This is a genomic window from Bacillus sp. URHA0034, from assembly GCF_056280405.1.
This window is the reverse complement of record NZ_JBWCDK010000002.1, coordinates 502,098-524,333: the sequence shown is the minus strand read 5'-3', so window position 1 is coordinate 524,333 and position 22,236 is coordinate 502,098. Positions and strand designations below refer to the sequence as shown.

Below are 22,236 nucleotides of genomic sequence, written 5' to 3'. Positions count from 1 at the left end.
AGGTAATAATGACAAAATTATGGCTTATGTGGCAAAAATATAATAAAAATTATAACGTGTCTCGAAATATTATTATTTTAACAGAACAATTTTCAATTTGAGGCAGAAATTATGACCGAAAGTAGAGACAGAGTCATTTTTTATTGTTATTATTTTTTTGTATCGATAGTTGGTTTATATAAAGGAGACAGAAAGCGATGACTACAAACAGAACCGAACAAGATTTCTTAGGGAAAAAAGAAATCCCACTGGATGCCTATTATGGAATCCAAACACTAAGGGCGGTTGAGAATTTCCCGATTACTGGGTACTCCATTCACGAAGAATTGATCAAAGCATTGGCAATGGTAAAAAAGGCAGCTGCAATAGCCAATATGAATACTAAAAGGTTATATTCAGGGCTTGGTGAGGTTATTTGTCAAGCAGCAGATGAGGTTATTGCTGGTAAGTGGAATGACCAATTTATTGTCGATCCGATTCAAGGCGGCGCGGGGACATCCATGAACATGAACGCAAATGAAGTGATCGCTAATCGTGCACTTGAATTACTTGGTCATGCCAAAGGTACATATATTCACTTAAGTCCAAATACGCATGTCAATATGTCACAATCTACGAATGATGTTTTCCCGACAGCCATTCATATCTCTTCTCTAAAATTACTGGAGAAATTACTTGTAACGATGGATGATATGCTCGCTGTTTTTAGGGAGAAGGCGAAAAAATTTGAGAACGTTATCAAAATGGGGCGGACTCATTTACAGGATGCCGTTCCGATCCGACTTGGACAAGAATTTGAAGCATACTCACGTGTTCTGAAAAGAGATATTAAGAGGATTTCAAATTCGAAAAAACATTTGTATGAGGTCAATATGGGTGCTACAGCAGTTGGGACGGGTCTAAATGCCGACCCCCAATATATTAAAGATGTAGTAAAAGAGTTAGCCGATATCAGCGGACTCCCATTAGTCAATGCTGAACATCTCGTTGATGCGACCCAAAACACGGATGCCTATACCGAGGTATCGGCTGCATTAAAAGTTTGTATGATGAACATGTCGAAAATCGCCAATGACCTGCGTTTAATGGCTTCCGGCCCGAGAGCCGGCCTTGGGGAAATTAATTTGCCGCCCCGCCAGCCGGGTTCGTCGATAATGCCAGGAAAAGTAAATCCGGTCATGCCCGAACTGATCAACCAAATTGCCTTTCAGGTAATCGGCAACGATCATACCATCTGTCTTGCTTCAGAAGCTGGCCAGCTGGAATTGAATGTGATGGAGCCTGTATTAGTTTTTAACTTACTTCAGTCAATCAGTATTATGAATAATGGTTTCCGTTCCTTTACTGATTTTTGCCTGAAGGGAATTGAAGCAAACGAAGCACGTTTAAAAGAATATGTTGAGAAAAGTGTCGGTATTATCACAGCCGTCAATCCGCATTTGGGATATGAAGTGGCAGCTAGAATTGCCAGAGAAGCGATTGTCAGTGGAAAATCTGTTCGCGAATTATGTTTGCAGCATGATGTGCTGACTGAAGAAGAATTAGACCTTATCTTAAATATATTTGAAATGACTAAACCAGGAATAGCTGGTGCAGCGCTGTTAGATAGAGATTAATTATTGAGTCTTCATCCTTAGTGTTAGGATGGAGGCTTTTTTTGTTTGATAGATCGTAACCTAGAGTAAACTGAATTTTAATATATCAAATGTTAACAATAAGAGAGGTATATAACCACAATATCAAATGAGGGATGGTGTTTATGGATACTTTTTTATTACTTATGACGCTCGTGTCAATTGTCATCGTTGTTCTCGGAGTATCATGGTTTAAATGGCATGCATTTATCAGCTTACTAGTGGCCAGCTTGTTTTTAGCTTTAGTATCAGGGCTATCACTTGATAAAATTGTTACTGCCTATGAAACGGGGGTAGGCGGGGTCCTTGGGCATTTAATCGGCATTTTGGCTTTAGGAACCATTTTAGGTAAAATGATGGCAGACTCTGGAGCAGGGATGCAGATTGCCGAATACTTTATTCGCGTTTTTGGAGTTAACAAATTGCCATGGGCCATGATGTTATCAGGCTTTATTATTGGGATTCCTGTATTTTTTGAAGTAGGAATTTTAATCCTTTTGCCTTTAGTCATCTCGATTCATAAATCATCTAAACAAAATATATTGCTCATTGCCTTGCCTTGTATCGCCGGATTATCGATTGTCCATGGCCTGGTTCCGCCACATCCAGGGGCATTAGCAGCCATCAGCATTTATAAGGCTAATTTAGGAAAGGTTCTATTATATTCATTAATTATTGCGATTCCTGCACTGATAATCGCTGGACCATTGTTTGCCATGTGGATTAATAGAAGAGTCGTACCAAAAGGTGAACCTGAGTTGATTAGAATCAGCAATAAAGCCAAATCTTTACCAGGCACAGGTATTTCTTTTTTTATCATTCTGCTGCCGGTATTACTGATGATCCTTTCAGCGATTGCCCCTTACTTAAAATTAACGGCCGGAATCACTAAATTTCTCATTTTCATTGGAAGTCCAATCATTGCCCTGCTAATTTCTGTTTTTGTAGCCTATTATTTCCTTGGAATGCGGAGAGGGATGGATAAAGAAGCGGTCAAAAAATTAACAGAGGAATGTTTATTACCCGTTGGTTCAATCGCCTTAATCATTGGAGCTGGAGGTGGATTTAAACAAATTTTGATTGAAAGCGGGGTGGGGGATACAATTGCGAGGATGGCTGAAAATCTGTCTCTATCCCCACTGGTTTTGGCCTTTTTAATTGCAGGTCTAATCCGGATCGCAACTGGATCGGCTACGGTCTCCTTAACCACCGCTGCAGGAATTGTTTCGCCAGTGGTTGCAGGGATGACAGACGTGAATCTTGAATTACTAGTAATAGCGACGGGAGCAGGATCGTTAATGTTTTCACATGTTAATGATGCGGGTTTCTGGATGGTAAAAGAATATTTAGGATTGAGTGTTCCGGAAACGTTTAAAACATGGACAGTCTTGGAAACCATCCTTTCATTTGTAGCGTTTGGGGGCGCATTGCTCATAAATATGCTGTTATAAGACAAAAAACAAAAAGGGCTATAGCGCCCTTTTTGTTTTTTGCAGTTCGATTAATCCTTTTCTTTTTCCTTCTTCTTATCCGTTTTTCGTTCACTTAAGGAACGATAAATTTGTGTATACATACTGCCTTGCTCAATGTTTTCAAGGAAGAAAGGACCGATAAGCTCTATGTATTCTTCGTCTTCAAACATTTTTTTATTTTGTAATTCCATTTCCGCTAATCCTTCATAAATGGAGAGAAGGGCGTAGGTATGATCCTCTCCTGATATCGGGGTCAGTATCTCTACCTTGTGTTCATAATTTTCGGTTCTGAACTTTTTAATTTCCCTTAAATTATCAATTCCTTCTTTAAATTTATCTTGTTTAATGACAAACGTCTGATGGACATAAACAGACATTAAAGCACCTCCAATAAATAAACAAACCTAGGTATTACTATTTACTTATCTCGTGTTTTTATTCAAAGTTTATAGTGTGAAAAAATTATTTTTCTTCATCACATCAGAAAAGCCATTTTTTTCTAGTAAAAAGTGATAGAATGAACCCATGTCAAATGCAGGAAAGTGGAAATAAAAATGGAATAAATAGGATCATTTATGAAACCAAATTCAGTGATATTCGTCAAATCATATAGTAATAGGTTTAGTGGAAAATTCAAACGAAATAACGAGTAAAGTTGGGGGAAAATGAAAAAGTTTACTAGAATCATCACCGTTTTATTGGCAGGCGGTTTATTAGGATTAGCAGGTTGTTCAGAGCAGACAACAAAAGAAAAAGAAGCGATTGCGGCGGGTCCGCAAAATAACACCAAAGAGAAACAATTGAAGGAAGAGAAAGTGGAAAAACCAGTTTTAATAAATCTTATCGACCCGAATACCAAAAAGGTAATTAAAACATTAAAACCGAAAGAAATGGGATATGGGTCAGATGATGAAAAATATAAGGCCCAATTAGCCGAATTAACGAGAGAATTGGCAAGGGGAACGAATGGTACCCCTGGATATGATAAAAGAATGATCCTCGACAAACTCGATGTAAATGGACAGGTAATTAAAGGCTCGCCGCAAACCATTCTCGAAGAGGAAGAACTGACTGAGAAAATCATCCAAGCATCATTAAAAGGAGGCGACATTGTAATCCCATTGTATGTAAATGCAAGCGGCTATAAACCGGAAGAGGCAGCGCAATTAGGTGAGGTTGTCGTTGCATCCTATACGACCCGCTTTAATAGCGGCGTGGCCGGCAGGTCGAAAAATATTGCATTATCGGCTGAGGCGATTAACAATGTCATTCTTGGCGCCGGAGACTCCTTTTCCTTTAACACCACTGTAGGACCAAGTGATGCCGAGCATGGCTATCAACCCGCGCCGGAAGCCCTTGATGGAAAGTTAGTGGACGGAATTGGCGGCGGCATTTGTCAAACCTCATCCACCTTGTATAACGCTATTGATAAATTAGCCGTCAGTTATATTGAAAAACATCATCACTCTCTTCATGTGGGCTATGTACCTACTGGAAGGGATGCAACCGTATCTTATGGCGGGTACGATTTCCGATTTAAAAATACGACTGGTGTTCCCCTTATGATAAAAACAATTGTCAGGAGAGGATCTCTCACGGTTGAAATCAGAACAGCGAGGGTTTATCAAAGTCAGGTTAAAACGAGTTAAAAAGGAAAAATCCCAGCATACCTCGATGCCGGGATTTTTTTATCCTTTTAAAGGGAAATTCTCTCCAACTACCTCATTTCTTCCCAATCAACATATTGACCACTGCCTTGGCATCCAGGGCATTCAAATGAATTAAAGTAGGCAAACTCATTATAAGGATATACAGTATACCCTCTACCCTCACAATCAGGGCATTTGCCTTGGTCTTTCATAGTAGAGACATGATTTTGATATCTTGCCTCTTTCCATTGATTAAATGAGTTGAGTAGTCCCATTTTCTTCACCTCATCGTTTTTTCTTAGTATGGGGGAAAAATGGAATATTTATGCTTGTATGTTTTATTATTAAAATGGGTAATTTTACAAAAATGTTGATAGATATCATTTTGCTCCTGCTATATTATATGAAATAGCTCCCCAGAAAGTGAGTCTTGCGTTGTTAAGCTTGTACGAAATTTTTTTAAAAAAATAACGAACTTTGGGTCGTGAAACTCCAATGTTCGTTATCTTCAACCCGCCTTTGCGCGGTGACTATAAATTATTTACCTCAAAATTTAATTTCTTTAATCGATACTGCAAGCTTTGACGGCTTAACCCCAGCGATTTTGCCGTTTTGGAAATATTAAACTCATTTTTCTTGAGTACATGCTCAATATAAGTTTTTTCAAATAACTCCATTTGCTCTTTTAATGGAACCGTAACGTCTCCTGTTTCTTTCATAAAGGTATCAACCGTTGAAAGGGGCATCATTCTTTCTTTCATCTGTATTTTGTTTCGATACTGGTATGGCAAATGACGGTACATGATAAAGTCTTCACCATCCATCATGATGTTCATGGCTGCTTCAATAATGTGCTCGAGTTCACGTACATTTCCATGCCAATCATAATCAAAGAAGGAATGTCTGACCTCCTCCGATAAGCCTTTTACTTGCATTTGAAATCGTTCATTGTATTTTTCTACAAAATGCTCCACTAATAACGGAATGTCTTCTTTACGATCTTTTAAGGGTGGCACAAAGATCGTTACAACTCCAAGTCGATAATATAAGTCTTTTCGCATCCGATTATTAGCAACGGCATCAATCGGATCCTCATTCATATTAGCGATGACCCTGACATCTACAGGTGTGTCCTTTGTATCACCGATCCGTCTGATAGTTTTTTCCTGAAGGACGCGAAGCAATTTTGCTTGAAGATTCATATTTAAGGAGTTAATTTCATCAAGCAGCAAAGTGCCGCCGTTCGCTTGTTCGAATAACCCTGGGGTATCCATGGCCCCTGTAAATGCACCGCGTTTTGTACCGAACAGAAGACTCTCAATTAAATTATCTGGCAGGGCCGCGCAGTTCTGCGATATAAATGGCCCAGATAACCGCTCACTTGCGTTGTGAATGCTTTGGGCGAAAAGTTCTTTACCCGTCCCAGTGTCACCGACTATCAATACATAGGAAGAGGTTCTTGTCGCCCGTTTCGCCGATTCTATTACTTCTTTAATAGCGGGGCTGGTCCCAATAATATGATCAAACGTGTATTTAGTAGTCCCTTTCGTCATGTTGCCCTTAATTAAGCGTTCTAGCTTCGTCACATCATTAGCAATTTCCACCGCACCCTGTAGTTCATGATTAGAAAAGATCGGGATTGTGTTGTTAATCGTGGTAATTTCTCGTCCTTTATTATTAAAATAGGTCTGCTTCACGTTACTTGTTTCTTTTCCCTCTTGGAGCGCTTTTACTAGTGTACTAGATTGGTCGTCTTTAAACATAAACACGTCTAACAGATTTTTATCGATAACATCCTGCAGATCCATCGATTCCATTTGCATCATTTTTTTATTATAAATAATTGTTTTACCGGTATCATCGACCGCATGCACTCCGACATCGATCTCGTCCAGAATCCGCTTATACATCCTCGTTAAATAGAGCAGATCATCCTTTGATTTATCCATTTTATCTATACCCCTTGTTGTCCTATATCCATCTATTAAATCAAAGAAAATAGCTTAATGCAAAATAATTTTGCTATTTTGTTAAAGAAATTTAATTTTGCGCAAAAATTATTTGCTCTTATTATCATAGAAAAGCTATTAAACTGCAAAATTCAAGTTGGCACGGAACTTGCATTTACTTTTAACGAACAACAAAAGGGGGAAAAACAATGTATCCATATTCACATGAGCCATTCACTAATTTTACGGAAGATAAAAATGCTCAGGCATTTCAAGAAGCGCTCGCCTTCGTGCATTCAGAACTAGGTAAACACTACCCAGTAATAATTAACGGAGAAGCTATAATAACTGAAGAAAAAATTCTCTCGATAAACCCAGCTAATAAAGAAGAGGTTATTGGCAGTGTTTCAATGGTAAATCAAGAGCTAGCAGAAAAAGCAATGCAGGCAGCTTTAATAGCGTTTGAATCTTGGAAAACATGGAAGCCAGAGCATCGCGCCAATATCTTATTTCGTGCAGCAGCGATGATGCGCCGAAGGAAACATGAATTCTCTAGTTATCTTGTAAAAGAAGCAGGGAAACCATGGAACGAAGCAGACGCAGATACAGCCGAAGCGATTGATTTCCTTGAATTCTATGCTAGACAAATGGTAAGCATCCAAGCAGGTGTGCCAGTAAAAAGTCGTTCAGGTGAATTAAATCAGTACAATTATATTCCACTCGGAGTCGGAATTATCATCTCACCATTTAACTTCCCGCTTGCGATTATGGCTGGTACGACGGTTGCAGCCATTGTATCCGGGAACACGGTTCTTTTAAAACCGGCAAACTCTACACCAATTGTGGCCGCCAAATTTATAGAGCTTATGCATGAAGCAGGTCTTCCTAAAGGAGTGTTAAACTTTGTGCCTGGAAGTGGTGCTAAAATCGGAGATTATTTAGTCGATCATCCAAAAACTCGTTTTGTGTCGTTTACAGGTTCCCGCGAGGTTGGCTGCCGCATTTATGAGCGGGCAGCAAAAGTAAATCCAGGACAAATTTGGTTAAAGCGTGTGATTGCCGAAATGGGTGGGAAAGACACCGTTGTAGTTGATAATCAAGCCGATTTGGATCTGGCAGCAGCTTCAATCGTCTATTCAGCATTTGGCTTCTCCGGTCAAAAATGTTCTGCGGGGTCCCGCGCTGTGGTACACCAAGATGTGTATGATGTTGTCCTTGACAAGGCGGTTGCGCTAACAAAAACACTTACCCTTGGTAATCCAGAATTACAAGACACTTACATGGGACCAGTTATTGATGAAAAATCATTCAAAAAGATTATGAGCTATATTGAAATTGGAAAAGAAGAAGGCAGGTTAATGACTGGCGGCGAAGGGGATGACTCCAAGGGATACTTTATTCAACCAACGATATTCGCTGACTTGAATGAGGATGCCCGACTTATGAAGGAAGAAATTTTTGGTCCAGTGGTAACCTTCTGTAAGGCACGTGACTTTGACCATATGATGAAAATTGCCAACAACACTGATTATGGTTTAACCGGAGCCCTAATTTCAAATAACCGTGAGCACATTGAACGAGCTAGAGAAGAGTTCTACGTAGGAAATCTTTATTTTAATCGTGTATGTACGGGTGCGATTGTCGGCTACCAGCCATTCGGCGGATTCAATATGTCTGGAACCGATTCAAAAGCCGGCGGCCCGGATTACTTATTGCTTCACATGCAGGCAAAAACAACTTCAGAAATGCTTTAAACTTAAAAAGCCAGGGCGTCTTGTGATGCTCTCTAAGAATAGAGGGGGAAACGATCATGACAGTTACAACTAAAACGACGGAAATTATTGAACAAACCAATAAATTTGGGGCAAATAACTATCATCCACTGCCAATCGTCATTTCGAAGGCCGAAGGGGTATGGGTGGAAAGTCCAGAAGGTAATCGTTATATGGATATGCTTAGCGCCTATTCAGCTGTGAACCAAGGGCACCGTCATCCGAAAATCATTCAAGCATTAAAAGACCAAGCAGACCGAGTAACCTTAACTTCACGTGCCTTTCATAATGACCAGCTCGGACCTTGGTATGAAAAAATCTGCAAACTCACAAATAAAAACATGGCACTCCCGATGAATACAGGTGCTGAAGCTGTTGAAACGGCGCTTAAAGCAGCGCGGCGCTGGGGTTACGAAGTAAAAGGTATTGCTGAAAATCAGGCTGAAATCATTGCCTGCACCGGGAACTTTCATGGCCGGACAATGGGGGCTGTGTCGTTATCATCAGATCCAGAGTACAAACGCGGATTTGGTCCAATGCTTCCAGGCATTAAATTAATTCCATATGGTGATCTAGCGGCATTAAAGGAAGCATTTACACCGAATACAGCTGCATTCTTAATGGAGCCTATCCAGGGTGAAGCAGGAATCATATTACCCCCAGATGGATTCTTAAAACAAGCTGCTGATTTGTGTAAAGAAAATAATGTCTTATTTATTGCTGATGAAATTCAAGTTGGTTTGGCACGTACCGGAAAAATGTTTGCCTGTGACTGGGAAGAAGTTGAGCCTGATATGTTGATCTTAGGAAAAGCCCTCGGCGGCGGCGTATTCCCAATCTCCTGCGTTGTGGCAAACTCAGATGTCTTGGGAGTATTTAATCCTGGCTCACATGGTTCTACTTTTGGAGGAAACCCGCTTGCTTGCGCTGTTTCACTTGCTGCTTTAGATGTTATTGAAGAAGAGAAATTAACCGAACGCTCCCTTGCATTAGGAAAGTACTTCCTTGACGAATTAAAAGCGATAAATAATCCAATTATTAAAGAAATCCGTGGTAAAGGCTTGTTTATCGGAGTGGAATTAACCGTTGAAGCCAGGGCCTTTTGTGAACAATTAAAAGAAGCAGGGTTATTATGCAAAGAAACACATGATACAGTTATCCGCTTTGCACCGCCACTTATTATCACGAAAGGAGAAATTGATTGGGCTATTGAGAGAATCAAAAGCGTTTTATCATAAAATATAAGTCTAGTTTAATAAGGGGTGGCATTGATGCCTGCAAATCAATTGGTTGATGAAATGTCAAAAGAACAACAAAAGGAACAAGAGTCTTTAAATTTATTTTATTCCACACAAACGGTAATCCGAAAAGCACTTAATAAGTTAGGGTATACAAACGAAATGTATGAGCTATTAAAGGACCCGCTTCGATTGTTAACAGTTCGAATTCCAGTCAGAATGGATGATGGTACCGTAAAAGTCTTTACAGGTTACCGATCACAACATAATGATGCTGTAGGGCCAACCAAAGGCGGTGTCCGCTTTCAACCAGAGGTAGATGAAGAAGAGGTCAAGGCTTTATCCATTTGGATGAGTCTAAAGTGCGGGATAACCGACCTTCCTTATGGGGGAGGTAAAGGTGGAATCATTTGTGATCCAAGACAAATGTCCTTTAGAGAGCTTGAGCGACTAAGCCGCGGATATGTTCGGGCCATCAGCCAAATTGTTGGCCCTTCAAAAGATATTCCTGCACCAGATGTATATACTAATTCACAAATCATGGCCTGGATGATGGATGAGTACAGCCGTTTACGCGAGTTCGATTCACCAGGTTTTATTACAGGAAAGCCCTTAGTCCTTGGAGGATCCAAAGGTCGTGAGACGGCAACAGCCGCTGGTGTGACCATCTGTATTGAAGAGGCGGTTAAAAAGAAGGGCATCGAATTAAAAGGATCACGTGTAGTGATTCAAGGCTTTGGGAATGCCGGCAGTTATCTTGCAAAATTTATGCATGACGCAGGTGCAAAAGTAGTAGCTGTTTCTGATATATACGGCGGCGTTTACGATCCAAATGGTCTTGATATTGATTTCTTGCTTGATAGAAGAGATAGCTTTGGAACATTCTCGCAATTATTTAATGACACGATAACCAATCAAGAACTGCTAGAGTTAGAATGTGACATACTTGTCCCTGCGGCAATTTCTAACCAAATCACTGCGCAAAATGCTGCCAATATTAAAGCTTCGATTGTGGTGGAAGCTGCCAATGGGCCTACCACGTTAGAGGCAACCACCATCTTAACGGAACGAGGTGTCTTGCTTGTTCCAGATATTTTGGCAAGTGCTGGCGGTGTAACCGTTTCCTATTTTGAATGGGTTCAGAACAATCAAGGGTATTACTGGTCAGAAGAAGAAGTAGCTGAAAAACTAGTAAAGGTAATGACGAAATCCTTCGAAACGATCTATGAAACGGCCAAGGCACATCAAGTAGATATGCGTTTAGCAGCCTATATGGTTGGAATTAGAAAAGTAGCTGAGGCTTCCAGCTTCCGCGGCTGGGTATAGAAGAAACATTCGCTTTGTCGATTCGAATTCAAATTATGAGGAGTGAATAACTTGCCAAGGATTGAAGAAACGGTTTACAGTCCATGTTCCGGTACCGTTGAAAAAGTATTAACTGAAAAAGACAGCCATGTATATGAATGGGAGAAATTGTTTTTAATTAAAGCTCACAACGGTAAAATTGAAGAGATTTCGGTTGGCATTAGCGGACATATCACTTCCTTGAATGTGAAGGACGGCCAAAAAGTGGATGCTGAAACTGCCTTGGCAGTAATAAAGGACGATTTAATCATTACGGGTAGTGATTGATCGAGAAATCCCCTTTCCAGTAGTTGGATGGGGGATTTTTGCGTATTATATGCAAAATTTTTACGAATAATGCCAAAAAAATTGGCATTAACAGTCAAAAAATGTTCACATTTTAGCATTATCATGTTTGGCACAAAAATTGCATTATAATGATTGGAAAAGTGAAAAAATTAAAAAGATTTTGTCGTTGTTAAATGGTAGAACGACAGAGTTCTTTTTATCAACAGGAAGAAATAACTGTTGATTGTTTCCTTTCCTAGATGAATGGGATGGAAAAAATTTGTAAGCGCATTCTCAAAAAGAAAAAGGGGGAAACTTAATGAATTTACAAGAAAACAAAACTACACATGAATTAAAAAGAACGATGAAGTCCAGGCATTTGTTCATGATTTCTTTAGGAGGGGTCATTGGTTCAGGACTTTTCCTGGGTTCTGGTTATACGATTAGTCAGGCAGGTCCAATGGGTGCGATTCTTTCCTACATTGTTGGCGGCTTTATTATGTTCTTAACCATGCTATGCTTAGGGGAATTATCGGTCGCAATGCCGGTTTCCGGATCATTTCAAACCTACACAACAAAGTTTATTGGCCCTGGCACAGGATTTGCACTAGGCTGGCTGTATTGGCTAGGCTGGTCTGTTACTGTTGCACTGGAGTTACTTTCTGCCGGCCAGCTCATGCAAAGATGGTTCCCGCATTCACCTGTTTGGATCTGGTGCGCCATTTTTGCCATCGTTCTATTTTCACTCAACGCACTTTCTGCCCGTGCATTTGGCGAAACAGAATTTTGGTTTTCGAGCATTAAAATCCTTGCAATCTTAGCATTCATTGTTCTTGGCGGCGCTGCAATGTTTGGGTTGATTAGCTTGAAGGGTGGACAATCTGCGCCATTTTTATCCAATTTCACGGCTCATGGTTTATTACCACATGGGTTTACCGCCCTTTTAATTACCATGATAACCGTTAACTTTTCATTTCAAGGAACGGAACTTATTGGGATTGCCGCAGGAGAAAGCGAAGAGCCCGAGAAAACGATTCCTAGATCGATTAAACAAACCGTTTGGCGTACATTATTTTTCTTTGTCTTAGCCATCTTTGTGTTAGCAAGCTTAATCCCCATGAAACAAGCAGGGGTTGTTGAAAGCCCATTTGTCGTCGTATTTGATAGTATTGGTATTCCTTATGCAGCGGATATTATGAACTTTGTTATCTTAACTGCGCTACTTTCAGTTGCTAACTCTGGCTTATATGCCGCAACGCGGATGTTATATGCGATGTCAAAAGAGAAGATGGCAAGTGAAAGGCTGGCAAAAGTCAATAAACAAGGGGTTCCCTTTAACGCGCTTGTCTTAACCATTGGCATTGCCCTTTTATCATTATTATCAGGCTTTTTTGCCGAAGAAACCGTTTTTGTTTGGCTGTTATCGGTGGCTGGTCTGGGTGCACAAGTTGGCTGGATTTCGATTACAGCTTCACAAATTGCTTTCCGCAGGAGATTTATTCGGGAAGGCGGCAAAGTCGCGGATTTAAAGTTTAAAACGCCAGTATTCCCTATCTTGCCGATTATTGGCTTAACCTTAAATTGTCTGGTTTTGGCCAGTTTAGCATTTGATTCTGAACAGCGTCTGGCCCTATATTTAGGTGTTCCTTTTGTGGTGGCCTGTTATTTAATCTACCATTTTAAAATCAAAAAGAACCGCGAAATGGAGCGGGGAGCTGAACAGGAATTAAATCTAAATGAAAATAAAAAAATGATTATCTAAATCAAAACAAAAGCGTTTGGATCCATCCAAGCGCTTTTGTTTTGGGATAAAGTATCGGAAACAAAGAATACTATGATAGAGGTGATATAGATGAAAGATTGGAATGAACAGGCGGCCCCAAATAATAATATAGCACCGAAGACGTTAAAAACAGGTGAATTTGTCGGGCAAGAACCAGATCACGAATTTTCGGAGGAATTATCTGATGGTGGCGAACGGGATCAATTCATCCAAAGACAAAAAAAGAATTTAAAAATGAAATAACAACTGATCAAGTGACGATAACTTCGTCACTTTTATTTTTTGAAAATTTGGCAAAACATTCTTTACAATGAAGCAAAATAGCTGTAGAATTTCTATGTACCTAAAAATTCTAGGTAGGTGAGAAAATGTTTAATCGTGAATTAGTAAAGGGCAGCACTTCCTTAATCCTTCTGCAATTATTAAATGAGCGCGATATGTACGGCTATGAATTAGTAAAAGAGTTAGAACAGCGCAGTGACAATGGTTTAAGCGTAAAGGAAGGAACCTTATATCCTGCGCTTCATAAACTTGAAAAACAGGAATACATTGAATGCTACTGGGTGGAACAGGAAAAAGGTCCAGCGCGCAAGTACTATCGGATCACCGATGGGGGAAGAGAATTGTTAGATGAAAAAACGCGTGAATGGCAGGATTTCGTTAAAGTGATGAACAAGGTAATAGGGAGATCAAAACATGGAACGGCCGAAGAGTGATTTTCTTAGACAATTAGATAAAGGACTTGGCAGCCATCAAGATAAGAAGAGTATTCTCTTAGAATATGAGGCCCATATTGATGAAATTCTACACGAATCTTCGGATTGTTTAACAGAAGAGCAAGTGATGGACCGCCTTGTGTCAAGGCTCGGAAGCCCTGCGGAAATTGCTGCGATGTGGCAGGAAGAGTTGTCTGTTACTCCAAGTAATATGAAGTGGCTCTTTATTTTACTAAACATTGTCTTTTTTGGCGGCGGAAGTATCATAACACTCGCACATAATCTTTATGAATGGAGCTGGTTAACGGCCCTTTGGGGTCATTTAACATCGGTTCCAACCCTAATTGCCTTTTTATATATGTTTTTTTGGGCATTACTTGGTTACGAAATTGGCAAGGGCTTTGGACATGGCGGGCGGAGACTTTTAAGAAAAACTTTCTTATTATCATTGATTCCTAATATAGTACTGATGATTTTGACCGTATTTGAAATTATTCCGCATTCTTGGTTCGCGCCGCTTCTAACAAAAACTTTTATTATTGCTTGTATCATTTTTACGATAATTCTTTATCCGGTAAGCTGGTTGGGATACCGGTGGGGAAGGAAAGCTTCGATATAAGCGGCTTTTTTTGCTTATATACCTAGTAAAACTATATAAGTAGAATTTCTATACAAAGGTGAGGGATATACAATGGAAATAAACGTAAACAAAAAAGATTGGCTGTTTTTATTTTTATGCTTGCTGCTTGGAGTTTTAGCGGAGGAATCTTTTTTCCGAGAAATGATTGGAATTTCTTATCTTATCTTTATCATGGCGTTTTATGCTGTATTTTTTTGGAGATACCGGCGTTTTTCCTTTTCCCACCAACGCTTAGGCTATCTAATCGTGATCTGTATTTGGTTATTATCCGCGGGCTATGTATTGAATGAAAATATCCTTTTTTACATTTTGAATATCGTGGGGATTCCGGTATTGGTTATATTTCATCTTGTCTTAGTAACCAGCCCCAAAAATTTTCGTTGGAACCAGCCGTCATTTATCCTTTATATCATCAAAAGACTTATTGACGCTTTAAAATATAATCTCGCTTTTACTTCATCATTTGGAAAATCCGCTAAGAACGGTGTCGACGATCATAAGCTTTTAATTTGGAAGAAAATCTTGATTGGGATTGTCATTTCTTTACCTGTTCTAGCCGTTGTTTTGCGCCTGTTAATGACCGCTGATAGCCAGTTTGCGCTGTTGGTAGGGGGGATTCCTGATTTATTTCGAGTGGTAGATGCCGAAGGGGTCATGAGACTAGTCGTTATTCTTATTTGTATGGGTGCTTTCTTTGGCTTGATGCAGGTGCTCTTAAACAAACAAATGGAAGTCATGAAACAGCAGGAGTGGCAGGCATCGGCTCAGCTGGATACGATTATTTCGGTAACCGTTCTGGTCTTAATCAATCTGGTTTATATCCTATTTACGATCGTTCAATTTAGGTATTTCTTCAGCGGCAGCCTGCAAGGGGATTATACTTACGCAGAATATGCAAGAAAAGGTTTTTTTGAACTGCTTTTTGTGACGTTAATCAATTTATCGATCACCATCGTGGTTCTATCGTTTGGGGAAAGCGGGAAAAATGGAATCAGAAGGATGAGGCAGGTTTTGCTGACCATTCTGGTTCTATCCAGCGCAGTTATGCTTAGCTCCGCCTTCTTACGATTAGGAATGTATGAGGAAGCCTATGGGTTTACCTTTACAAGGGTATTGGTTCATTCCTTTATGATCTTCCTCGTTGTCATCTTTACCTATACATTGGTCAAGATTTGGGTGGAAAAACTATCCCTGTTTCACTTTTATTTTATCACGGCATTGATTTATTACACGACTATAAACGTCATTGATTTGGATCGAATTGTTGTGAAGGAAAATATCAACCGTTTTGAGGTAACCGGTAAAATTGACGCTTCCTACCTAAGCCGTTTATCGGCAACTGGGGTGCTCGGATTGGTAGAACTCTATGAACGAGGTGAACCTATACCTCAATTAGAAAGGATTTTACGTGACAAACAAACCGAATCCCGAACTGCAAGTCATACTTGGCAATCTTATAATCTAAAAAGAGAACGAGCTTCTGAAAAATTAAACAAACTTCAATTGAAGTAGGTTTCAGTGTCGCAGCATGCATTAAATATGCATGCTTTTTTGATCCCTTCAGATTTAAATTGAGAATATTAGGAAAAATAGGTTACAATGTGAAATGGAACTATAAGGGAATTCACAGGAAAATAAAAATTTTTAAGGGATGGGGGGAAGAAATGAAACGGTTATTCCGTATATTAATTAGGATCGTGCTAATCTTAGTAAGTTTTCTATTTGTTTTTAATTTACCCACTTTATTAGGAATCGGGCAAGACAGCGTTCAAATCAATTTACATACCTTTTGGAGCAAGGTAACCTATGATTTTCATAGCCTTCTCACGATAAATGATCCACGATATTGGGAGTTCCTTCATACGGTAGACATTGTGGAAAGCTACCGTTATACCATGACCCTATTATTACTGAGTATCATACTAATCATTATTTTGGCGGTGGGAATGGCGATTGCTGTGATTCTTTCACCGCCTAAAGTGAGGAACGTTTTAAAAAATATCATCAATTTTTTTGAAGGTGTTCCAGATTTACTGATTATTTTTTTATTTATGTTTTTTGTGGTAACTCTTTATAAAACAACCGGTTTGAAGTTTTTACAACTCTATGGAGTTTTCGGAAATAAACCATATTTTGTACCCATTATGACAGTCTCGTTTTTACCATTATTTTTAATGTTACAGTTTTTAATAAAGGTAATTACAGATGAACAAAATCAGCTTTATGTAGAATATGCAAAAGCGAAGGGGATAGGGCAGTTGAGGGTACTCCTTGTACATATCATGAGGAATATTTTTCCGCTTGCCATTGTTCAATTAAGGACCATTGTCTTAGTATTACTATCCAATATTTATTTAGTAGAAGTGATCTTTAATATTAACGGGTTTAATCAACAATTATTAAAAGTAGTTTCTATCGGAGGGAATATAACGACCCTTGTTGTTTTTTTGCTGATGTTAACGGTTCCGTTGCTGGTTATTGAGACTGTGGGATGGTTCTTATCCACAAAGATTCAAGGAAAGGAGGAAGCAAATAGATGAAAATGTATCAAAAAACCCTTATTGGTTCCATCTTTCTGTTAGTCCTTTTAATGATAAGTCTTTTATATCCTTATTATGGTCCGAAGGATTTTAATCACCAGGTAATTGTTACTAACGAGCATAGAGATGTTGTTGGACGTGCACCCTTTCCTCCTTCTGGAAAACACCTGCTGGGTACTGATCGAAATGGTGAAGATATACATTTGTTGATAGTATACGGTGCGAAGTTCACCCTTATCACAGCATTGAGCGTTGCTCTCATTAGGGTTCTTATCGGTGGGGGTTTAGGGCTGATTCTCTCACTTTGGGCCCCTTTTCTAAAAAGCTATATACAGGATCTGTTTATTATTTTTCGGTATATCCCATCCGTCCTTTTAGGCTTTATTTTAATGCTGCCGATAGTTGGGGATTTTAATAATGTTGCGATTTCTTCTATTGTTACTTATCAAATTATTATTCTCATTTTTATTGGGATTCCATCTGTAACGCTGTTTGCTTCTGATGTTACAGATGATCTGTTAAAAACCACCTATGTACAAAGCTCTTATTTAATGGGGGCAGGCAAACTGCATATCATCAGGCGTCAACTTTGGCCGCATATCCGTTCGTATGGAATCTTATTTACGGTCCAACAAATTATCAGTACGCTGCACATTACCATGCAGCTTGGCATATTTGGCATGTTTTTAGGAGGCCGCAACCGGGCAGGAATTATGGGGTATGATGAACCGCCCAAGCCGGCGACTTTATCAAATGAATGGGCAGGTTTAATTGGTCAAAACTTCAGTGAATTTATCCGGGCACCATGGACGGTTTTAACTCCGATTATGGGCTATTTTGCGGTGATTGTGATCGTGAATATGATTAAAAAGGAATTAGAGGAGAATTTAAATGGACGAGAGGTACTGAAAAGGGATCGGAAAAGGACAAAAGTAAAAAAATATACAGTCGAGCCTTCATCAGATGCTGATTTTGAATTTGTTGGGCGGAGGAAGGCGGAAGGGTAGCTAGTTAATTTAGCCTTTTATTTACGAATGGAAAAATATAAAAAAGCAGGGTCCCAAATTCGACCCTGCCCGAAAACATTAATCTCCATTAAACATATCAAAAATTCCCCGTGCAAGACTGCCTTCATCTTTAGCACCGCCGCGCGATGGGGCTGCAGCAAATACTCTGCTTGCCAGCCTGCTGAATGGCAGTGATTGAATCCAAACAGAACCCGGGCCTCTTAATGTTGCAAAGAACAAGCCCTCACCGCCGAACAAGGCCGTCTTAACTCCTTTTACAAACTCTATATCATATTGAACATTGCTAGTCATCGCCACTAAACAACCAGTATCTACTTTTAGAGACTGACCTGGGAGGAGCTCTTTACGAATAATTGTACCTCCGGCGTGAACAAAACACATGCCGTCACCTTCGAGTTTTTGCATAATGAAGCCTTCTCCGCCGAAAAAGCCGGCACCGATTTTTCGTTGGAACTCAATCCCTACTTGAACCCCTTTAGCGGCTGCTAGAAAAGCATCTTTCTGACAAATGATCCTGCCGCCCAGTTCACTTAAATCCATTGGAATAATTTTACCCGGGTAGGGGGATGCAAACGAAACATGCTTTTTACCAACGCCTGTATTGGTAAAGGTGGTCATAAACAGACTCTCACCCGTAATAATCCGTTTGCCGGCACTAAATAATTTGCCCATTATCCCGCTGCCAGCGCCGCCGGACCCGTCCCCAAAAATGGTCTCCATATGTATGTCATCTTCCATCATCATAAAGCTGCCTGCTTCCGCTACAACTGTCTCTTGCGGATCGAGCTCGACCTCAACAAACTGCATATCATCACCATATATCTTAAAATCGATTTGATGGTTATTCATCCGGATCCCTCCACATTTAATTATAATAAAAGCCTATTTTTATTATAAAAAAATTAGGAAAAAAGTGCTAATTTTAATTAAAGCAAAATAGAAAATTGTAATTTGAACAGTGTCTAGTCCAGTTCATAGTGGCTAGGAGACTTCGCTAACCGTTCGTGCGCTTCCGCTTTTCAAATAAAAAAGACGCCTGAATAATCAGGCGTCTCCTGCGTATTGAGGCGAAAAACCACACTCCACATAGTGTGCTCCAATAAAGGAATGTTTCTCGGCTTACACAACTCAGCTCATCGCTTAATCATTATAGCACGATAAAACAAAAGAAAACAAGAAAAACTTTTTTTAAAAACTACTTGAATATAACTTTGTATTCCCCTATATTCAAATAATCAGATATACTAAAATAAAACGATAAGAAGGGTTACTATGTTTATGGACAAAAGGTTCCAGCATTATTCAGTAGGAAGTTTTCAAAAGGATCTGCTTTCAGGTTTAATTGTTGGTGTGATCGCAATTCCGCTGGGGATGGCGTTTGCAATTGCTTCTGGGGTGAAGCCGGAGTATGGAATCTATACTACTATCGTGGCTGGGATTCTTATCTCCCTTCTTGGCGGTTCAAAATACCAAATTGGAGGACCAACAGGAGCGTTTATTCCGATTTTATTTGGGATTGTCATGTCATATGGTTATGAAAATCTTCTTATCGCAGGATTTATGGCAGGGATAATTTTAACGTTGATGGGGATATTCCGCTTAGGCTCACTAATTAAATGGATCCCCAGACCGGTAACAATCGGATTTACGGCAGGGATAGCCGTTACGATCTTTACTGGACAAATCTCTAGTTTTCTGGGATTAACAGGAATCAAAAAGCATGAAGAATTTATTCTCAACCTAGAGGAAATCTTTGTCCATACAGCCTCAATCAATCTATATAGTCTGCTTACGGCAGGGATATGTTTATTGATGGTATTATTAACGCCAAAAGTTGCCCCCAAAATTCCTGGGCCGTTAATTGGACTATTAGTTTCAACACTTGTAGCTGCATTATTTTATCCTGGTCAAGTTGCCACAATCGGTACAGCATATGGTGAAATTCCTAGTACTTTACCGCAGATACATGTACCTCTGCTAAATTTGGATATTATCATCAAACTGCTAAAGCCGGCGTTTGTTATTGCTATGCTTGGGGGAATTGAATCACTTCTCTCTGCTGTTGTAGCTGACGGAATGACCAATAGCCGCCATAATAGTAATAAAGAATTAATTGGTCAGGGGATAGCAAACATGATTACTCCGCTTTTTGGCGGAATTCCAGCCACTGGTGCATTAGCGAGAACTGCTACAAATATCAAAAATGGCGCAGTTTCCCCATTCTCTGGTATTATCCATGGGATCGTGGTCTTACTCGTTTTATTGTTTGTAGCCCCAAAGGCATCTTATATACCGCTTGCCAGTATGGCACCCATTTTAATGGTAGTTGCTTGGAATATGAGCGAACGAAAGGTATTTACCCACATTGTGAAAACACGATCAACAGATTCAATCGTGCTTTTGGTGACATTTTTGCTAACCGTTTTTGTTAACTTAACGACAGCGGTTGAAATTGGCTTAATCTTGTCTGCTGTCCTGTTCGTGAAACGGATGAGCGATGTCACGAAGACCGCAAAGGCACTGCCAAATCCACTGCATAAACAAGGAAAAGTAGAAACATCCATGGTCACAGATACCCATGATTGTCCGCAAATTAGCATCTTTAATGTGGAAGGTCCGTTATTCTTTGGGGCAGCCCAAACATTTGAGAAGACCATAATGGAGACGATTAATTATCGGCCCAAAATTCTCCTCTTGCGAATGAGCAAGGTGCCGTTAATGGATACAACCGGTGAAGCGATTCTAACAAGTATTGTGAAACATTTTACCAAAAGTGGTATAGTGTTGGTATCGGGATTGAATCGGCAGCCGGAGAGTGTGCTAAAAAAGACAGGTTTATTTGATTTAATTGGGCAGGACCACTTTTTTGAACATACAGGCGATGCGATTCAGTATGGATTATCACAGATAAATGAAACTAAATGCCTTGGCTGTAAGCATTTTGCCTTTAGAGAATGTAAACAACTGTCAGCGACAGAGTTTGTGGAAAATCGGGCAAAATTAACAGCCACCTTTTAAAACAGAGGAAGTGATGATTTGAATTTGGAGATGCAGCAATTTAAGGCGGAGTTTTTTAAAGCACTGGCTCATCCATTAAGAATCCGCATTTTGGAGCTGCTCGCAGACGGGGATAAGAATGTCAATGAAATTCAAACCCTTGTTGGCAGTGAAGGTTCTGCGGTTTCACAACAGTTGACCATATTACGAGCAAAAAATATTGTTTTAGGTACTAAAGAAGGAAATAAGGTCATTTATACATTGAAGGATCCGATGATTATTGAACTGTTGGCTGTTGCCCGTCAGATTTTTAATAATCATTTAGTAGATACGATTACTATCCTTGATAAGTTTAAGGAAGAAGATGAGGAAGTCCTGCCGCAGCCGAAGATTTAATATCTTCGGCTTTTTTTACGTAGTACCGACATTCCGTCCTTAACCTATATGGCCTCGAGTTATTGTTAAAGGATTGGATTAAATGGGTTAAGTGCCGGTTAGGAAAAGTTGAATGGCAGGTTGACTGACACCCACTTCAATAAAACAGCAATGGTATAGCAGAAAATAAGAAGTATACACGTAATAAAATGCAAATCGGCTAATTATTTTTCTGTAAAATACGACAAAACCTGTTTTTTTATGACTTATAGATAGGCGGTATGAAAATGAGAGAAATAGAGATTTGCAGAACCATGTAGAACTGTGTCGTAAAGCCCTTTTTGACATATTTTAATATAAATGATAAATTTTAGACAGCCGTTGAACACGAGATTAGATTTATGTTACAGCTTGTTCAAAGTTTTAACCGATGATTGGATGAGGAAATAAAAGTAAAGCTATCACGTTGTACTTTGGTGAATTTTACACATGGCTTGATTGTAAGCCAATAGGAGGATTTTTTTACATGAAAAACGGTAAAGTAAAATGGTTTAACTCAGAAAAAGGTTTTGGATTCATTGAAGCAGAAGACGGAAACGACGTATTCGTTCACTATTCTGCCATTCAAACAGAAGGTTTCAAAACTTTAGAAGAAGGTCAAGAAGTTTCTTTCGAAGTCGTTGAAGGAGCTCGTGGACCACAAGCTGCTAACGTAACAAAGAAGTAATCCTACCAAAAACAAACATTACAACAGCCTCGACAAAAGTCGCAGGCTGTTTTTTATTGTCCAAAAGTGAGTATAAAAGTTATT

Annotated in this window: 21 protein-coding genes; 17 read left to right on the top strand and 4 right to left on the bottom strand. The window is 39.5% G+C overall.

Annotated elements, in window-relative coordinates:
- The first annotated feature begins 197 nt into the window (after positions 1 to 197).
- On the top strand, positions 198 to 1,616 hold the full coding sequence (aspA, locus tag ACZ9EE_RS04880) for an aspartate ammonia-lyase (RefSeq protein WP_476025544.1): 1,419 nt from the start codon (positions 198 to 200) through the stop codon (positions 1,614 to 1,616).
- 143 nt (positions 1,617 to 1,759) lie between these two features.
- Positions 1,760 to 3,085 (top strand): GntT/GntP/DsdX family permease, encoded by a 1,326-nt coding sequence (locus tag ACZ9EE_RS04875; RefSeq protein ID WP_476025543.1) that lies wholly within the window; start codon positions 1,760 to 1,762, stop codon positions 3,083 to 3,085.
- A 50-nt stretch (positions 3,086 to 3,135) separates the two neighbouring features.
- Here the strand turns inward: ACZ9EE_RS04875 and ACZ9EE_RS04870 are convergent, their stop codons facing one another.
- Entirely contained in the window at positions 3,136 to 3,483 is a 348-nt protein-coding gene (locus ACZ9EE_RS04870; RefSeq protein ID WP_476025542.1) for a hypothetical protein, read from the bottom strand.
- 288 nt (positions 3,484 to 3,771) lie between these two features.
- On the opposite strand from ACZ9EE_RS04870, the gene ACZ9EE_RS04865 reads away from it, so the two are divergent.
- Positions 3,772 to 4,755, top strand: coding sequence for a VanW family protein (locus ACZ9EE_RS04865; protein ID WP_476025541.1), 984 nt, complete (start codon positions 3,772 to 3,774; stop codon positions 4,753 to 4,755).
- A gap of 68 nt (positions 4,756 to 4,823) precedes the next feature.
- On the opposite strand, the gene ACZ9EE_RS04860 is transcribed toward ACZ9EE_RS04865, so the two are convergent.
- Both ACZ9EE_RS04860 and ACZ9EE_RS04855 read right to left on the bottom strand, forming a co-directional pair.
- Positions 4,824 to 5,030 carry a DnaJ-like cysteine-rich domain-containing protein gene (locus ACZ9EE_RS04860; protein WP_215046289.1) on the bottom strand — a complete coding sequence of 69 codons (207 nt, stop codon included), beginning with the start codon at positions 5,028 to 5,030 and terminating at the stop codon, positions 4,824 to 4,826.
- A 255-nt stretch (positions 5,031 to 5,285) separates the two neighbouring features.
- Positions 5,286 to 6,704, bottom strand: coding sequence for a sigma-54 interaction domain-containing protein (locus ACZ9EE_RS04855; protein WP_476025540.1), 1,419 nt, complete (start codon positions 6,702 to 6,704; stop codon positions 5,286 to 5,288).
- A 209-nt stretch (positions 6,705 to 6,913) separates the two neighbouring features.
- On the opposite strand from ACZ9EE_RS04855, the gene pruA reads away from it, so the two are divergent.
- From pruA to ACZ9EE_RS04800, 11 genes are all read left to right on the top strand, one after another.
- Complete coding sequence (pruA, locus tag ACZ9EE_RS04850) at positions 6,914 to 8,458, top strand: L-glutamate gamma-semialdehyde dehydrogenase (RefSeq protein ID WP_476025539.1); 1,545 nt, start codon at positions 6,914 to 6,916, stop codon at positions 8,456 to 8,458.
- Between the two features lie 56 nt (positions 8,459 to 8,514).
- On the top strand, positions 8,515 to 9,714 hold the full coding sequence (locus ACZ9EE_RS04845) for an ornithine--oxo-acid transaminase (RefSeq protein WP_476025538.1): 1,200 nt from the start codon (positions 8,515 to 8,517) through the stop codon (positions 9,712 to 9,714).
- 60 nt (positions 9,715 to 9,774) lie between these two features.
- A complete protein-coding gene (locus ACZ9EE_RS04840) occupies positions 9,775 to 11,040 on the top strand; it encodes a Glu/Leu/Phe/Val family dehydrogenase (protein ID WP_476032858.1) in 1,266 nt (421 codons plus the stop codon).
- Between the two features lie 51 nt (positions 11,041 to 11,091).
- Positions 11,092 to 11,346, top strand: coding sequence for a biotin/lipoyl attachment domain-containing protein (locus tag ACZ9EE_RS04835; RefSeq protein ID WP_476025537.1), 255 nt, complete (start codon positions 11,092 to 11,094; stop codon positions 11,344 to 11,346).
- Positions 11,347 to 11,665: 319 nt separating this feature from the next.
- Positions 11,666 to 13,108: an amino acid permease gene (locus ACZ9EE_RS04830; RefSeq protein ID WP_476025536.1), complete on the top strand. Its 1,443-nt coding sequence runs from the start codon at positions 11,666 to 11,668 to the stop codon at positions 13,106 to 13,108.
- Positions 13,109 to 13,198: 90 nt separating this feature from the next.
- The gene (locus ACZ9EE_RS04825) at positions 13,199 to 13,372 is read left to right on the top strand and encodes a hypothetical protein (protein WP_476025535.1); all 174 of its coding nucleotides are present in this window, start codon (positions 13,199 to 13,201) and stop codon (positions 13,370 to 13,372) included.
- A 125-nt stretch (positions 13,373 to 13,497) separates the two neighbouring features.
- Positions 13,498 to 13,845: a PadR family transcriptional regulator gene (locus ACZ9EE_RS04820; RefSeq protein WP_476025534.1), complete on the top strand. Its 348-nt coding sequence runs from the start codon at positions 13,498 to 13,500 to the stop codon at positions 13,843 to 13,845.
- Positions 13,826 to 14,464, top strand: a complete 639-nt coding sequence (locus ACZ9EE_RS04815) for an HAAS signaling domain-containing protein (RefSeq protein ID WP_476025533.1) — start codon at positions 13,826 to 13,828, stop codon at positions 14,462 to 14,464. The genes ACZ9EE_RS04820 and ACZ9EE_RS04815 overlap by 20 nt, the downstream gene beginning before the upstream one ends.
- 72 nt (positions 14,465 to 14,536) lie before the next feature.
- On the top strand, positions 14,537 to 15,997 hold the full coding sequence (locus tag ACZ9EE_RS04810; RefSeq protein ID WP_476025532.1) for a DUF4153 domain-containing protein: 1,461 nt from the start codon (positions 14,537 to 14,539) through the stop codon (positions 15,995 to 15,997).
- 152 nt (positions 15,998 to 16,149) lie between these two features.
- A complete protein-coding gene (locus tag ACZ9EE_RS04805) occupies positions 16,150 to 17,025 on the top strand; it encodes an ABC transporter permease subunit (protein ID WP_476025531.1) in 876 nt (291 codons plus the stop codon).
- A complete protein-coding gene (locus tag ACZ9EE_RS04800) occupies positions 17,022 to 18,032 on the top strand; it encodes an ABC transporter permease subunit (RefSeq protein ID WP_476025530.1) in 1,011 nt (336 codons plus the stop codon). Before ACZ9EE_RS04805 ends, ACZ9EE_RS04800 begins: the two co-directional genes overlap by 4 nt.
- A 78-nt stretch (positions 18,033 to 18,110) precedes the next feature.
- Here ACZ9EE_RS04800 and ACZ9EE_RS04795 read toward each other — a convergent pair whose 3' ends face one another.
- A complete protein-coding gene (locus tag ACZ9EE_RS04795; protein ID WP_476025529.1) occupies positions 18,111 to 18,902 on the bottom strand; it encodes a TIGR00266 family protein in 792 nt (263 codons plus the stop codon).
- Between the two features lie 423 nt (positions 18,903 to 19,325).
- Here ACZ9EE_RS04795 and ACZ9EE_RS04790 point away from each other — a divergent pair, with 423 nt between their 5' ends.
- From ACZ9EE_RS04790 to ACZ9EE_RS04780, 3 genes are all read left to right on the top strand, one after another.
- Complete coding sequence (locus ACZ9EE_RS04790; protein WP_476025528.1) at positions 19,326 to 21,071, top strand: SulP family inorganic anion transporter; 1,746 nt, start codon at positions 19,326 to 19,328, stop codon at positions 21,069 to 21,071.
- A gap of 18 nt (positions 21,072 to 21,089) precedes the next feature.
- Entirely contained in the window at positions 21,090 to 21,446 is a 357-nt protein-coding gene (locus ACZ9EE_RS04785) for an ArsR/SmtB family transcription factor (protein WP_476025527.1), read from the top strand.
- 505 nt (positions 21,447 to 21,951) lie between these two features.
- Entirely contained in the window at positions 21,952 to 22,152 is a 201-nt protein-coding gene (locus ACZ9EE_RS04780; protein ID WP_007083969.1) for a cold-shock protein, read from the top strand.
- The last annotated feature ends 84 nt before the right edge of the window (positions 22,153 to 22,236 follow it).

What these genes read in the sequence shown, in the direction of transcription:
- aspA (WP_476025544.1), top strand. Translation starts at nt 198, where the DNA reads ATGACTACAAACAGAACCGAACAAGATTTCTTAGGGAAAAAAGAAATC.
- ACZ9EE_RS04875 (WP_476025543.1), top strand. Translation starts at nt 1,760, where the DNA reads ATGGATACTTTTTTATTACTTATGACGCTCGTGTCAATTGTCATCGTT.
- ACZ9EE_RS04870 (WP_476025542.1), bottom strand. Translation starts at nt 3,483, where the DNA reads ATGTCTGTTTATGTCCATCAGACGTTTGTCATTAAACAAGATAAATTT.
- ACZ9EE_RS04865 (WP_476025541.1), top strand. Translation starts at nt 3,772, where the DNA reads ATGAAAAAGTTTACTAGAATCATCACCGTTTTATTGGCAGGCGGTTTA.
- ACZ9EE_RS04860 (WP_215046289.1), bottom strand. Translation starts at nt 5,030, where the DNA reads ATGGGACTACTCAACTCATTTAATCAATGGAAAGAGGCAAGATATCAA.
- ACZ9EE_RS04855 (WP_476025540.1), bottom strand. Translation starts at nt 6,704, where the DNA reads ATGGATAAATCAAAGGATGATCTGCTCTATTTAACGAGGATGTATAAG.
- pruA (WP_476025539.1), top strand. Translation starts at nt 6,914, where the DNA reads ATGTATCCATATTCACATGAGCCATTCACTAATTTTACGGAAGATAAA.
- ACZ9EE_RS04845 (WP_476025538.1), top strand. Translation starts at nt 8,515, where the DNA reads ATGACAGTTACAACTAAAACGACGGAAATTATTGAACAAACCAATAAA.
- ACZ9EE_RS04840 (WP_476032858.1), top strand. Translation starts at nt 9,775, where the DNA reads ATGTCAAAAGAACAACAAAAGGAACAAGAGTCTTTAAATTTATTTTAT.
- ACZ9EE_RS04830 (WP_476025536.1), top strand. Translation starts at nt 11,666, where the DNA reads ATGAATTTACAAGAAAACAAAACTACACATGAATTAAAAAGAACGATG.
- ACZ9EE_RS04825 (WP_476025535.1), top strand. Translation starts at nt 13,199, where the DNA reads ATGAAAGATTGGAATGAACAGGCGGCCCCAAATAATAATATAGCACCG.
- ACZ9EE_RS04820 (WP_476025534.1), top strand. Translation starts at nt 13,498, where the DNA reads ATGTTTAATCGTGAATTAGTAAAGGGCAGCACTTCCTTAATCCTTCTG.
- ACZ9EE_RS04815 (WP_476025533.1), top strand. Translation starts at nt 13,826, where the DNA reads ATGGAACGGCCGAAGAGTGATTTTCTTAGACAATTAGATAAAGGACTT.
- ACZ9EE_RS04810 (WP_476025532.1), top strand. Translation starts at nt 14,537, where the DNA reads ATGGAAATAAACGTAAACAAAAAAGATTGGCTGTTTTTATTTTTATGC.
- ACZ9EE_RS04805 (WP_476025531.1), top strand. Translation starts at nt 16,150, where the DNA reads ATGAAACGGTTATTCCGTATATTAATTAGGATCGTGCTAATCTTAGTA.
- ACZ9EE_RS04800 (WP_476025530.1), top strand. Translation starts at nt 17,022, where the DNA reads ATGAAAATGTATCAAAAAACCCTTATTGGTTCCATCTTTCTGTTAGTC.
- ACZ9EE_RS04795 (WP_476025529.1), bottom strand. Translation starts at nt 18,902, where the DNA reads ATGAATAACCATCAAATCGATTTTAAGATATATGGTGATGATATGCAG.
- ACZ9EE_RS04790 (WP_476025528.1), top strand. Translation starts at nt 19,326, where the DNA reads ATGTTTATGGACAAAAGGTTCCAGCATTATTCAGTAGGAAGTTTTCAA.
- ACZ9EE_RS04780 (WP_007083969.1), top strand. Translation starts at nt 21,952, where the DNA reads ATGAAAAACGGTAAAGTAAAATGGTTTAACTCAGAAAAAGGTTTTGGA.